Source organism: Corynebacterium tuingiense (assembly GCF_046718165.1).
In the GTDB taxonomy this organism is placed as follows: Bacteria; Actinomycetota; Actinomycetes; order Mycobacteriales; family Mycobacteriaceae; genus Corynebacterium.
Genome location: NZ_CP177101.1, coordinates 732,284 through 745,559, shown reverse-complemented (window position 1 = coordinate 745,559; position 13,276 = coordinate 732,284). Strand labels below are relative to the sequence as shown.

Here is a 13,276-nt window from a genome sequence, read left to right as displayed (position 1 = left end):
GCCCTACACGCCAAAGGCTGCGGCGCGGTACTTGCCGCGGAATACGGCATTAACCGTGGAAAGCGTGGACGGCAATGATGAACACGGCGCCGATAGCCTGTACTGCGCGCGCGGAGATCGAAGTGGCGGCGGAGGTAGAAAATCCCGCCAATACGCTGCCTGCCACAAATATTGTCAGGCCGGTGAGGAAGGCACCCAGGTATCAGCAATCTTGCCCGTTGATAGCAGCAGCGCAGCTAATAGCACCGCATAGAGGCTATTGACCCACTGCGCCTGCGTCAAGTTAAGCTGCAGGTCAGTGATAATCGAGGCAATGCCACGCCGACGATAGTGCCATCTAGAACAATGATGCCCAACCCGATGGAAAGAACCGGCAGGCTTATCCAATCGCGGCGAGTAGGCGCCGTGACGTTTTCTTGAGCGTTCTTGAGCGTTGTGCTCGCTCATAGTTAGGCGTTCACCGAAGCTTTGGTGGTGCCCTCATCTGGTTCCTTGATCGCCCGGCCCAAATTCACGAGGAAGACCGTCAGCCCCACCGTGATGAAGATGTGGCCCAAACCAGCGATGCCGGAAATCATCTCATTGGATTCCTCGCCCAGCACCGTCAATATGCCGTGTGAAATTTGCATGCCGACGGTGAGCACCACGCCTACGTTGTAGAGCCAGAAGAACGAGTTGAACAGCTGGTGGTGCCGCGACAGTGCAAAGACCTTTTCCAACGCCAAGAAGATAAGGAATAGCATGAAGCCTAGCGCCAGCAAGTGGGTGTGAGCCACGCTTAGCTGCGTATATTCGCCTTCCGGGAAATCTTGTAGCTTCGTAAACTCCCGATAAAACAAGCCGGCGACCAAGCCCAAGACGAGGTAGAAAATCGCTGCCCTGTACAAAGCCTTCATATCATTACTCCTTCCCAGTCATCGCTGTGACTGGATAGCCGAGGGGATCAAGTTCTCTAAATACATATCTTGCCCCGACTTGTCCGGCTTTGAATCGCAGAGGCGGTTGAAACTTCAATCAACCAGTAGGTTGATTGGAGGCTTGTTTCCCTCGTGTCCTCTTCATTCCCGCAAGGAGTGTGCCCCAGAAAACTAGCACTTCTAGCGCTCGGCTTTTACATTTTTCTTTTCAAATACAGGACCGGAACGGGCCAGCGCGAGGATCACTAGCACGGTTCCGATAGTCGCTGAAAGCAATGGAACAACAGCATTACCTGATTGCTGCCCAGCATCGGCAGCATCAATTCCGGCGCTAATTAAAATAGGCGCCGCGATGACCAAAACCACACCGAGAAATCCGGTAGCCAACGACAACTGCAATTTCCGATTCATCACTTATCCTCATTCTTTCGACGCCGTTCGGAAGCATAATCCGCCAGCGATAAAACGACACCTATGAGCAAAATTGTGACCACTAAAGCAAGTGTCCGGTGATAGTCATTAAACAGAACCCCGAGCACGATGGCTATCAAGGCTGACACGCAAAATGGCCGGAAATGATTCCACAAGCTTCTCATGGTTCTCAGGCTACCTCCGCTGCCAGTCAAAATGCATGTGCAGGCTCAAGCTAAGGAGCTGGCGTCTCCTCTCACAAAGTTCGCCATTCGCTTTACCCAAGGCATTAAGTTTATCTCCTTGAATAACGAGCCCACTAGCATTCTAATTTGATTGCCGTGCTGCTAATCAAAAGAAGCCTTACGTGCTAGAGACTCGCCATCAAATTCCTGATTTAAAACTTAACGTAATAAGTTTCCACTTCGGAAATTGTTCTGGGGAAACTACTACTTGCGAAACGTCGACCTTATTTTCTTCTTCTAGAGATATCTGCTTACTTACTTTCCGCGTATTCTTAACATGCTTATACGCGGCGTCCGCAGTTTGCCCTGGAGCAAAGTAAGACGTTCCTACGATTATTTCCCCATACCGCGGTATATAAAAACTTCCATTTCCACCTCTAAAACCATCGGGGCGGAAGAAAACCTCTCCATTTCCAATTTCCCAGGCTCCTGCTAGTAGCACGGCACGGAATCGATTATTTCTGATTACGGCGCGCTGTGGGCCGACATAAAAGAGCTCTAGAGTCGGCTTCCGCAAAGAACTAAAGAACCAAAGCGCAACTGCAACAACTATTCCGGAAAATATGCCTGTTACCACGTTCGAAAGAAAATTTAGAAACATCCCGTAAGTATATACAGCTAATAATAGCCTGAGCTCAGGCGCGTTCGTTGCTGGCCGCATTACCTCCTTTCGTCCCACTGTATTCTGTGGCCTAGCTTCCACCACTTCTCTACCCCAGAGCACTAAGGTTACAAAGGTACTGCCCCACGCTTTGCTAGAAAGACCTCCCAGATTGAGCACCGCTAACCTCAACCAGTCTGTTGTCTGGAATACCGCTGATAAGTACCTTCGGTCCATCGTGGAACCCGAAGATTACGGCGACTACATCCTGCCGCTAACAGTTCTCCGTCGCCTCGAATGCATTTTGGCGCCGACCAAGGACCAGGTGCTTGAGCTGGTCAGCTCGTTGCACGCAGACGGGGTCAGCGAGGCCTATATGGACTGGGAAGTGCAGTCCCAGTTTGGGCTTTCTTTCTATAACTCTTCGCGGCTGGACCTCACTCGCATCGCTGAAACTGATGACCACGTCTACGACTCATTGATGGACTATGTGGGCGCATTCTCACAATCTGTCCGGGACATCTGGGATGCGTTCGACTTTTCAGTCAAAATGCGAACACTCGACCAAGCAGGCCGTTTGTGGCCAGTGGTCAAGCACTTCTCCACTATTGACATGTCTCTCGAAGCTCTTCCCGATGCACAGATGGGTGACCTTTTCGAGAACGTCATGTACCGCGCATTCAATACCAAAGGCAAAGCTGCAGGTGCATTCTATACCCCGCGCGACGCGATCCGTCTCATGGTGGACATTCTGTTCGCTTCCGATGACACTGGGCTTACCTCCTCTGGCGCTTCACGTACCGTTTACGATCCCACCGCTGGTACGGGCGGAATGCTGTTGGTTGCAGCACGCGCATTAAAAGAACTTAATCCCGACATTGAAGTTAACCTCGCCGGCCAAGAACTCATGCCCACCGGCTACGCCATTGGCAAAGCTGACCTCCTTATTCAAGGCGGTGAGCCAGACGCGATTCGCCACGGTGACACTCTGCTGACGGACCTATATGAGGGCGAGCAATTCGAGTACATCTTGTCCAACCCGCCGTTCGGCTCCGACTGGTCGGTGCAGCAATCGTCGGTCAAGGAGCAGGCCAAGGTTCCTGGTTCCCGCTTTAGCCATGGCCTGCCCAATAAGGGCGACGGCCAGATGCTGTTCCTTGCCCACGTTGCTTCCAAGCTCATGCCTGCAGGCGAGAACGGTTCCGGAGGACGTGGCGCGGTGGTATCCAACGGCTCACCGTTGTTTACAGGTGGCCCCGGTTCAGGCCCTGATCAGATCCGCGCGTGGCTACTAGAGAATGACCTCGTGGACGCAATTATCCAGCTGCCTACCAACATGTTCTACGGCACCGGCATTTCCACCTACGTATGGATTCTTGACACAAACAAGGAAGACCACCGCAAGGGCTATGTACAACTTATCGACGCCTCCGAATGCTGGTCTGTCCCGGATAAGGGATTAGGCGACAAGCGCCGCGAAATGCGCGAGGCCGACCGAGACAAAGTGCTGCAAACCTACAGCGCCTTCGCCGATAGTGACATGTCCAAAGTTCTCACTCCGGACGACTTGGGCTTCCGAGACGTTAAAGTCACCAAGCAGGCACGCCTGGCGGTAAAAGTCACCGAGGACGCTATTGCCGAGGTACTAGCGCACAAGCAAGCCGTAAACGGACATGCCGACGTAATGCGCGCGGTAGCTGGCACCACCTACAACGACCTGCCGGACGAGCTTAAAACCACAGCCAAGGAACACGGCGTGAAGATGCCCGCCACGCTTATCGATGCCATTTCCAAAGCCATTGCGGTCAACGACCCAGATGCGGGACCAGCGGTTGACCGCAAGGGCAACCCAGTGCTCGACCCGTCGTTCACCATGACCGAGCGAGTGCCACTTACCGAAGACATTGGCGAGCACATGCAACGCGAAGTAATCCCATTCGCACCCGATGTCACCTGGGATGCCGACAAAGCCGTCACCGGTTACGAGATCCCTTTTAAGCGTGTGTTCTACAAGCCCGAACCCGTGCGCCCGTTGGCTGACATTGATGCCGATGTAGCCGAAGTCATGGCTCGCCTGATGGACAAGTTCGGGCAGGTGAGGAAGTAATGGGCTTCACCAAATGGATACAGACATCGCCCAATTGGAAAATCGTTCCCACTAGCGTTATTTTCGGAGAACGTAGCGAGAAGTCATCTGACGAGGACGTACATCTGACTCCTTCACAAAAGTTGGGCGTGATTCCCCAAAAGCAGTATATAGAAAAGACTGGTGCGCAGGTGGTTAAAAATCGCCTCGGAACAGACAACATGAAGCGTGTACTGCCGGGCGACTTCATCAGTCACCTGCGCAGCTTCCAAGGTGGATTAGAGCATTCGACCGTTCCGGGAAAAGTTAGTAATGCCTACACTGTGCTTAAGCCGCGACGTGAAATTGAGGGTAAATACTACAGCTACCTTTTCAAATCATCACGTTTTATCGAAGGCCTAGCTAATTTTACTGACCAACTCCGCGACGGTCAGACGATTAATTTTTCACGGCTGGCTTTATTCTCTCTTCCCCTCCCACCGCTTCCCGCCCAACGCGCCATCGCTGACTACCTCGACCGCGAGACCGCCGAGCTCGACGATATGCGCACCGATTTAGACAAAATGGAACGGCTGATGACGGAGCGTCGACAAGCTATCAAGGCCAAATATTTCGAATCTTCGACATCATATACAGCCGTAAAAGTGAAGTACGTCGCAACTATTAATACAGGCAGCGGTGATACACAAGATGCCATCGAAGACGGCCAGTATCCTTTTTACGTCCGTTCCGACACTGTGTTGTCTTCAAACCAATGGGAGTTTAACGGCCCCGCCGTTCTTACTGCAGGCGACGGTGCGGGGGTAGGAAAGATATTTCACTACGCAGAGGGAAAGTTCAAGGTTCACCAGCGTGTCTACTGTATCCATGGTTTTCGCGACGTAGACCCCATGTATTTCTTCCACGCATTTTCCTACCTGCTGCCAAAAGAAGTGCTTTACGGGGGTGCTTCCTCAACCGTTCCGTCTCTTCGTATGCACATGTTGGAGGATTTGCAGATCCCTCTCCCGCCCCTCGCCGAACAACGTCGTATCGCGGGCGAAATTAACCGAGAGACCTCCGAGATTAACTTGATGTTGGAGGACATTAAAAAGTTGCGGAATTTGCTTGCTGAGCGTCGCGCAGCGGTGATTTCTGCGGCGGTAACCGGCCAGATAGATATTCCTGCCTCCCCTACTACCAAGGACGAATCTCATGCCTAAACGTGACATCATGCGCGAAGAACGCTTGGAAGAAACGATCTGCGAATCCTTACAAGCTAACGGCTGGATTTATGAACCGGGTATGAAAGACACTGGCTGGGATGCACGGCTCGGCCTGTTTCCGGCTGACGTGCTGCACTGGCTGGAGACCCAGTACCCAGAGAACTACGCCAAAGCTGTGCCGCAGGACGCACCGGATACCACCCGCGAGAATGCGCAGAGTCTGCTTCTGGAATATGTTGCCAAGCGACTAGAGTCCGCGACGCGCAAGGACGCACAAACCGGACGTATCCGGGGTGGTCTGTTGGGAACGCTGCGCGAGGGCTTTAAATACGCGCAGACTAACGCACGCTCGGCGACCTTTGGCCCTATGGTGGCATTCCCACCGGCGAATCCGCTGAGCGTAACCGCGGCCAAGCGCGCCGAAGCTAATCGGCTGCGCATCATTCGACAGGTACATTTCGACGACGACAGCAATGAGACGCTGGATCTCGTTGCTACAGTCAACGGCATTCCGGTTGCCACGTTCGAGCTAAAGACGGATAACACGCAGTCCGTAAAGAAGGCAATGAAGCAGTATCGCGAGGATCGTGTGCCGTCGAAGAACCGGCGCGTCCTGCTGCCAGGTCGCGCACTCGTTCACTTCGCAGTATCGAACGATGAGGCGTACATGACCACGGCGCTCAAAGGCAGCGAAACTAGGTTCCTACCATTTAATCAGGGACATGACGGCGCAGGCGGCAACCCGCCAGTTGCGGGCAAGTCTGCGACCTCGTACCTGTGGGAGCAGGTACTACAGCCACAGTTGTTGCTGCGTATCTTGAGCGACTTCGCCGTGTGGGAACCGGATAAAAAGTCCAAGCGTGGTGCCAACGGCACGTTGATTTTCCCGCGTTTCCACCAATTGCGCGCGGTGGAGCGAGTCACCACTGACGTGGCCGAACGCGGTGCTGGCGGGCGCTATTTGATTGAGCACTCGGCTGGCTCAGGCAAGACCAAAACGATCGCGTGGCTTGCCCACCGGCTCATTAGACAGGTAGCCGAGGATGGTACGAAGACGTTTGACTCGGTCATTGTCGTCACTGATCGCACCGCGCTCGATACCAATATCCGCCAGGACATGCAGGCATTGGCCGCATCACGTGGTCTGGTGGTATCAGTGGGTGAAAACTCTGGTTCAAAGTCACCGCAACTGCACAAGGCACTGGTCGAGGGTGGACACATTATTACTTGTACGTTGCAGACGTTCCCGCACGTACTCTCCTTATTGGATAATAACCCAGAAATTCAAGGACGGACCTGGTGCGTTATTGCTGATGAAGCGCACTCGTCCCAGACTGGCTCATCAGCATCGGCGTTGCGCGAGTTGTTGTCCGACGTTGACGTAGATGAGGACGAAGAATACACCGCTGATGACCTGCTAGAGCTGCGCCAAGAAGCGGTGGCTAATGCGTCGAATATGACCTTTGTGGCTTTGACCGCCACTCCTAAGGCCAAGACGCTGCGTCTATTTGGTTCGCAGACCAAAGACGGTCACTACGTAGCTTTTGATACCTATCCCATGGGTCAGGCAATTGCTGAGGGCTTCATCATGGACGTGTTGACCAACTACTCCACGTATTCCATGTGGGCCGAAGTCCGTGATGAGTTGGGACGAACCGAAGAGGTAGACCAGTCTGCGGCTGTCACCGATATGGTGCGGTTTGTGCGTCTGCACCCGACTTCCATTGCCCAAAAAGTCGAGGTCGTTGTTGAGCATTATCGCCGTAACGTCGCGCACCACTTGGATGGTCAGGCGCGAGCCATGGTGGTGACTTCCTCGCGCAAAGCGGCGGTGCATTGGGCACGCGAGATGAACCGCTACATCACCGAGAAGGGATACGGTTTCCACTCACTCGTGGCGTTTTCTGACGCGGTGCGCATGGAAGATGAACCGGAGCCGGTCACCGAAGTAAGTCTCAACGGCGAGTCCGATGTGGAGCGGGCATTCAAAGACGACGATCTTTCCTATCGCGTGCTCATCGTGGCCAACAAGTTCCAGACGGGGTTCAACGAGCCGCGCCTATGCGCCATGTATGTGGATAAGCACCTCTCCGGCGTAGCCACGGTGCAAACTTTATCGCGTCTCAATAGGATTCATCCGGATAAACCCGCACCTATGGTGGTGGATTTTGTCAACGATCCCGCGCTAATTGTGGTCGACTTTCAGCGCTACTACCAGGGCGCATCCATCGATACGGACGTAGATCCGAACTCGCTACACACACTTGCAGACGAGCTAGATACCGCCGGATACTATGACCCCGATGAAATGAACGCGGTGGCAGAAGCCTACATGGCCGGCGAGGACTCCGAACGCCTACGCGGTGCAGCAGACGCGATCCTTAGCCGTTGGCGTGCAGACCGTAACTCCGCCGATAAAAGCGCTCTCGAGCACGCCAAGGATTTCAAGGCCCACGTGCTGAAATATCGCCACGCCTACGAGTTTTTATCCCAGATCATTGCTTATGCCGATGCTGACGTATCGAAGCGTGCAATGCTGTGCAACGTCCTAGAGCCAAACCTGCATATCACCGAACTGGATGACAGCGAAGACTTCCTCACCGGTGTCACACTGGCTGGCGTCGCAATTGCCCAGGGTGAAGTTGAAGAAGACCATAGCGTTAGCGGCAGCGAATCCGAGGCATTGCAAGTGCCAGAGTTCACGGTCCGACTAGGCGAGCCGCAGACACCCCTGCGTAGTGCCTTTGATGAGGCAGTAGAAAAGGTCAACGATCTTTTCTCGCTCGCGGGAGTTGACGTTGACAGCGATGATACCGCTCAGATGATCGTTGCTGCATGGGGTACGCTCTCGAGTCAGCCCGCGGCAGTGAAACTCGGCCAAGAAAACTCCAAGGAGCAGCTCAAGCGCTCTAAGCGGTTCAAGGCAGAAGCAACGCGGGCAATTTTTAGCGGCATCGAACAGCGCAAGCAGCGCGATGCTCTAGTGTCCAGCGATAAAAACGTGCTGGATAGCTTGGTGGATGCCTTGGCCAATATTATGGCCTCCGCAAAAGAAACTGGCCAGCTAGAAAGCTAAAATCCCAGGTTCACACACCGCCGCATAAAGCCCCAGCCCTCCACTCTTCTGTGGGGGCCTAGGGCGCTGGTGTGTTGGATGCTTAAATAGCTTTCTCGCCTCGCTCGCCGGTGCGGACGCGGATGACGTCTTCGACGGAAGCTATCCAAATCTTGCCGTCGCCGATTTCGCCGGTGCAGGCGGCATCGACGATGGCATCGACAATCGCTTCGGCGTCATCGTCTGCCACGATGAGCTCGATTTTGGCCTTGGGCACAAAGGAAGTGGCGAATTGGGCGCCGCGGTAGATTTCCTTGTTACCGCGTTGCTGGCCAAAGCCTTCGATTTCAGTCACCGTCATGCCCGGTGAGCCGAGCTTTTGTAGGGCTTGCTGGATATCATCAAGCGTAAAGGGCTTGACCACGGCTGTTACGAGTTTCATTGTTGCTCCTAGGTATCGCTGGGCGTTTTAGTTGCGGCTGGTGGTACCGCGCATGGCACGGCCGCCAATGTCATAGCCGGTCTCACGGTGACCACCAAAGTCAATGCCGTCGGTTTCAATCTGGTCGGTCACGCGCCAGCCAATCGTCGCCTTCAAAATCACCGCGATGATGGCGGTAATGACTGCGGCGAAGACCACGGCGATTGCGGCGATGAGGATCTGTACGATGAGCAGCTTCCAGCCTTCGGCGCCGCCACCGGTGAAAATGCCGCGGTCATTGGCAAAGAAAGCAACCGCCACGGTGCCCCACAGGCCGGCGACCAGGTGGACGCCCACGACGTCGAGGGAGTCATCGAAGCCGAAGCGGAACTTCAGACCCACGCCCAGGCAGCCCAGCATGCCGCCGAGGGCGCCCATGATGAGCGAGGTCACCGGGTTCAGGTCGCCCGCGGCAGGGGTAATGGTGACAAGTCCTGCGACCACACCGGAGGCAGCACCCAGGGAGGTGCAGTAGTTATCGCGCAGTTTTTCCACGAGCAACCAGCCCAGGATTGCCGCAGCCGTTGCGGCGGTAGTGTTGACCCAGGCCAGGCCGGCGAGGCCATCGGCTGCGAAGGCGGAACCGCCGTTGAAACCGAACCAACCAAACCACAGCAGGCCGGCACCGAGCATGACCATGGGCAGGTTGTGGGGGCGCTGCACGCTCTTCGGGAAGCCCTGGCGCTTGCCCACGACAATCGCCAGGACCAGTGCGGCCGTACCGGCGGAAATGTGGACGACGGTACCACCGGCAAAGTCAATGGGGGCCACAAGCGCTTCCCCGCCTTCGCTGCCAAAGATCCAGCTGGTGACGCTGCTTTCGCCCTCACCCAGGATGCCGCCGCCCCAGACCATGTGGGCCAGCGGGAAGTAGACAAAGGTTGCCCACAGGCCACTGAAAAGCATCCAGGTACCAAACTTCACACGGCCGGCGAGTGCACCGGAGATAATCGCGGTGGAAATAACGGCGAAGGTGAGCTGGAATCCGATATCAATGATATTGGCGTAGCCTTCCGCACCTTCGAGGTATTCACCATTGGCATCAAAGATGGAATCCTTGAGCCCGAAGAACTCGAAGGGATTGGCAACGATGCCGCCCCAGGACTCCGTGCCGTAGCTCATTGACCAGCCCCAGAGGATGTAAATGATGCTGACTACCGCTAGTGAGCCAAAGGACATCAACATCATATTGAGCACGCCGCGGCGCTCTGTCATGCCTCCGTAAAAAAGTGCCAAGGCTGGGGTCATGAGCAGCACGAGAGCCGCGCTCATGAGCATCCAGCTCGCATTGCCTGCGATCACCGAATCCATTATTTCTCCTTGTAGGGTTCCTTCATTGCTTTTCATAACGGTAGTACTACAGGTATATAAATATCTATTGGCCTATAGATTAATCCCCCATGTGGGGTTACCTTGAGCTTGTCAACTCCTCGTTTCCCGCTATTCACCGCTAAAAGGCTACCCATTCGAGCGAGGCTCCTTGGCGATCCCACCCTCCACAACACTCGCTCAAGAGCTCAAAGAATTTACTGTGCGTTCACACCGATCCCAAGTTGCCTTAACTTCGGCGCAGTTAGATTGACGTTCCTGATCACTACTCTCTCTGGAGGAACTCCCCCAATGAAGCCGAAGCACTCATCTCTCGCTGCCCTAGCCCTTGCTTCAACCGCTCTTCTTAGTTCGTGCGGTGAGCCTGCGACCGACAATGAAGATACGCAGGCTGCAAACGATTCAACCTCTATTACCGTCTATACGTCTGAGCCAGAAGAAAAGGTCGATGAAATCAATGCGGCCTTCAATGAAGAAAACCCCGATATCGAGGTAAAGGTATATCGCGCCGGTACCGGCGATTTGAACGCGCGCATTTCTTCGGAGAAGCAATCTGGCGATATCGAAGCGGATGTTTTCTGGGCGGCCGATGCACCTACCTTTGAAAATTACGCCGAGGATGGCGATCTCATCGAGCTTGCCGATGTCGATTCCGATGACGTCATCGATGAGGCCAAGGACGACGAGAATTTTTATGTAGGCACGCGCATTATCCCCACGGTCATTGCTTATAACACCGACGAAATCGCAGAAGGCGATGCCCCGACCACGTGGGCGGATCTCACCGATCCGAAGTACAAGGACAAACTCGTCATGCCTAACCCGGCGGTCTCTGGTGCGGCAGCATTCAACGCCTCAGCATGGAAGAACAATCCAGACCTCGGTGAAGCATGGATCGAAGACTTGGGCAAGAATTCCCCGATGATCGCAGAGTCCAATGGTCCTACTTCCCAAGAAATCGCCTCCGGCTCCAGGCCCGTGGGCGTGGTCGTCGATTACTTAGTCCGCGACCTAGCGGATAAGGGATCCCCAGTTGCCCTCGCCTACCCTAGCGAGGGATCACCGTATATTTCTGAGCCCGCGGGCGTATTCAAAGGCTCCAAGGAACAAGAAGCAGCACAGAAGTACATCAACTTCCTGCTTTCGAAGAAGGCTCAAGAAATCGCCGTCGAGCAGTCGTACCTCCCAGTACGTGAGGACGTGGGAACTCCAGCGGACACCCCTGAACTCGCAGACATTGAGCTCATGGACCAGGACCTGGAGAAAATCACCAAGGATAAAGACGCCGCCGTCGAGGTATTCCAAAAGGCAGTGTCTTCCTAGTTCTTGATGGCTCGTTTGTTGAAAAATCCCTCTGTATCCGCGCTGCGCGTTGGCGTGTGGCTCATTGCCATTGGCCTGTTCATCGCGCCCTTGGCCCTTGTTGTCTCCCTTGCATTGGGCGGGAACCAAATTCCCGTCTTGCTAGAGCAAGGGCTCGGTATTGCTACATGGAATTCGCTTTTCACCACGGCGCTTTCGGCGCTCGCCGCTGTCATCATCGGCACCGTTATTGCCATCGCGCTAGACCGCACGGATATCTACGGCTCTTCGGTACTGCGCCTATTCCTGCTCTCGCCACTCTTGGTTCCCCCATTTATCGGAGCGATCGCCTGGATTCAACTCTTCGGCCCGAATCAGGGCTTGAATAAGCTCTTTGGGTTCGAAATATGGAATATCTACGGCGCAGACGGGGTCATTGCGCTGATGACCATCCACTCTTTTCCCACAGCATACGTCATCATTTCTTCGAGCCTGCGCTCCATCTCCCCCGATTTTGAGCTAGCCGCCCGAGTATCTGGCGCTTCCGTGATGACAGTTCTGCGCACGGTCACCCTTCCGCTCTTGCGCCCCGCGTTATTATCCGCATTTACCCTCACGGCAATTGCTAATCTGGCGGATTTCGGAATTCCCGCCATTATCGGCTCGCCGGCTCGATTCGAAACGCTCGCGACGATGATTTACCGGTTCATTGATTCCGGCACCATATCCAACCCCTTACAGGTGGTCTCGACCATCGGCGTCGTCCTCTTATTTTTGGGAATCGGCGCAGTCATCATGGACTACCTCACCTCCCTGAAAAACTCATCTTCTACCCATGAGTCTGGAAGCCCGGCGCGCTTTGCACTGCATTCAGCGCGTTGGCCGGTCACGATCATCATGTGGGTGTGCGGACTCGCCATTTCCATTGGCCCAATTCTTGGTTTGGCCTACCGCGCATTGCTGCCGGCTCCCGGGGTTCCGTTTACCTTAGAAACCATCTCGCTGGCGAACTTCAGCAGCGCTTTATCCAACCCGCGCGTTATCGACGGCCTCACCAATTCCGCATTTCTATCAATAACCGCCGCGATAATCTGCGGGATTCTTGGCTGGGTCATCGGAATTCTAGTGACCCGGACCCAGGCGCGGGGAAATACGCTTTTAACACTGTCTGCGCTGCTACCGAGCGCGCTGCCTGGGCTCATCATCGGCGTCGCCTGGCTGATTGCCGGACGCTATACCGGGCTATATAACACCATTTGGATAATCCTTATCGCCTACGTCTGCGCTTTTACCGCACTCGTTGTCCAATCCGTGCGTGCCCCGCTAATAAGCACCCCGGTCACCGTGGAAGAAGCAGCGCGCATTTCTGGTGCCACGCCGCTTAAGGCGCTATTTACTACCACCGGCGCGATGACCATTCCGGCGGCGATCTCCGGTGCGGTGCTCGTCGCGGTGACCGCGATTCGAGAACTTACTATTTCCGTACTCCTCGTCGCACCCGGAACCACAACACTGGGTGTCCAAGTCTTCAACCTGCAGCAGGCAGGAAATTATAACCAAGCATCAGCACTCGCTTTGCTCTTTGCGCTGCTTGGCATCATTGCCCTCGCACTGACTATTCGTGCTCCTAAGGTAAGGACTTAA

10 protein-coding genes are annotated in these 13,276 nt (G+C 54.8%); 5 read left to right on the top strand and 5 right to left on the bottom strand.

The window, feature by feature from the left end:
* Positions 1-449 precede the first annotated feature (449 nt).
* The 3 genes from ACLI1T_RS03600 to ACLI1T_RS03590 form a co-directional block, all read right to left on the bottom strand.
* Positions 450-896, bottom strand: a complete 447-nt coding sequence (locus ACLI1T_RS03600) for a DUF2871 domain-containing protein (protein ID WP_411703042.1) — start codon at positions 894-896, stop codon at positions 450-452.
* A 201-nt stretch (positions 897-1,097) separates the two neighbouring features.
* A complete protein-coding gene (locus tag ACLI1T_RS03595; RefSeq protein WP_284609598.1) occupies positions 1,098-1,331 on the bottom strand; it encodes a hypothetical protein in 234 nt (77 codons plus the stop codon).
* Positions 1,332-1,712: 381 nt separating this feature from the next.
* Entirely contained in the window at positions 1,713-2,234 is a 522-nt protein-coding gene (locus ACLI1T_RS03590) for a hypothetical protein (protein WP_284609599.1), read from the bottom strand.
* A gap of 112 nt (positions 2,235-2,346) precedes the next feature.
* On the opposite strand from ACLI1T_RS03590, the gene ACLI1T_RS03585 reads away from it, so the two are divergent.
* From ACLI1T_RS03585 to ACLI1T_RS03575, 3 genes are read left to right on the top strand one after another with little or no spacing between them, the layout of a single operon-like run.
* A complete protein-coding gene (locus tag ACLI1T_RS03585) occupies positions 2,347-4,281 on the top strand; it encodes an N-6 DNA methylase (RefSeq protein ID WP_411703041.1) in 1,935 nt (644 codons plus the stop codon).
* Entirely contained in the window at positions 4,281-5,462 is a 1,182-nt protein-coding gene (locus ACLI1T_RS03580; RefSeq protein ID WP_284609874.1) for a restriction endonuclease subunit S, read from the top strand. The genes ACLI1T_RS03585 and ACLI1T_RS03580 overlap by 1 nt, the downstream gene beginning before the upstream one ends.
* Positions 5,455-8,541, top strand: a complete 3,087-nt coding sequence (locus ACLI1T_RS03575) for a type I restriction endonuclease subunit R (RefSeq protein WP_411703040.1) — start codon at positions 5,455-5,457, stop codon at positions 8,539-8,541. The genes ACLI1T_RS03580 and ACLI1T_RS03575 overlap by 8 nt, the downstream gene beginning before the upstream one ends.
* Positions 8,542-8,623: 82 nt before the next feature.
* On the opposite strand, the gene ACLI1T_RS03570 is transcribed toward ACLI1T_RS03575, so the two are convergent.
* The gene (locus ACLI1T_RS03570; protein WP_284609876.1) at positions 8,624-8,962 is read right to left on the bottom strand and encodes a P-II family nitrogen regulator; all 339 of its coding nucleotides are present in this window, start codon (positions 8,960-8,962) and stop codon (positions 8,624-8,626) included.
* A gap of 27 nt (positions 8,963-8,989) precedes the next feature.
* On the bottom strand, positions 8,990-10,312 hold the full coding sequence (locus ACLI1T_RS03565; protein ID WP_284852306.1) for an ammonium transporter: 1,323 nt from the start codon (positions 10,310-10,312) through the stop codon (positions 8,990-8,992).
* Between the two features lie 309 nt (positions 10,313-10,621).
* On the opposite strand from ACLI1T_RS03565, the gene ACLI1T_RS03560 reads away from it, so the two are divergent.
* Positions 10,622-11,653: an ABC transporter substrate-binding protein gene (locus ACLI1T_RS03560; protein ID WP_411703039.1), complete on the top strand. Its 1,032-nt coding sequence runs from the start codon at positions 10,622-10,624 to the stop codon at positions 11,651-11,653.
* 6 nt (positions 11,654-11,659) lie between these two features.
* On the top strand, positions 11,660-13,276 hold the full coding sequence (locus tag ACLI1T_RS03555) for an ABC transporter permease (protein WP_411703038.1): 1,617 nt from the start codon (positions 11,660-11,662) through the stop codon (positions 13,274-13,276).

What these genes read in the sequence shown, in the direction of transcription:
- ACLI1T_RS03600 (WP_411703042.1), bottom strand. Translation starts at nt 896, where the DNA reads ATGAAGGCTTTGTACAGGGCAGCGATTTTCTACCTCGTCTTGGGCTTG.
- ACLI1T_RS03590 (WP_284609599.1), bottom strand. Translation starts at nt 2,234, where the DNA reads ATGCGGCCAGCAACGAACGCGCCTGAGCTCAGGCTATTATTAGCTGTA.
- ACLI1T_RS03580 (WP_284609874.1), top strand. Translation starts at nt 4,281, where the DNA reads ATGGGCTTCACCAAATGGATACAGACATCGCCCAATTGGAAAATCGTT.
- ACLI1T_RS03575 (WP_411703040.1), top strand. Translation starts at nt 5,455, where the DNA reads ATGCCTAAACGTGACATCATGCGCGAAGAACGCTTGGAAGAAACGATC.
- ACLI1T_RS03570 (WP_284609876.1), bottom strand. Translation starts at nt 8,962, where the DNA reads ATGAAACTCGTAACAGCCGTGGTCAAGCCCTTTACGCTTGATGATATC.
- ACLI1T_RS03565 (WP_284852306.1), bottom strand. Translation starts at nt 10,312, where the DNA reads ATGGATTCGGTGATCGCAGGCAATGCGAGCTGGATGCTCATGAGCGCG.
- ACLI1T_RS03560 (WP_411703039.1), top strand. Translation starts at nt 10,622, where the DNA reads ATGAAGCCGAAGCACTCATCTCTCGCTGCCCTAGCCCTTGCTTCAACC.
- ACLI1T_RS03555 (WP_411703038.1), top strand. Translation starts at nt 11,660, where the DNA reads ATGGCTCGTTTGTTGAAAAATCCCTCTGTATCCGCGCTGCGCGTTGGC.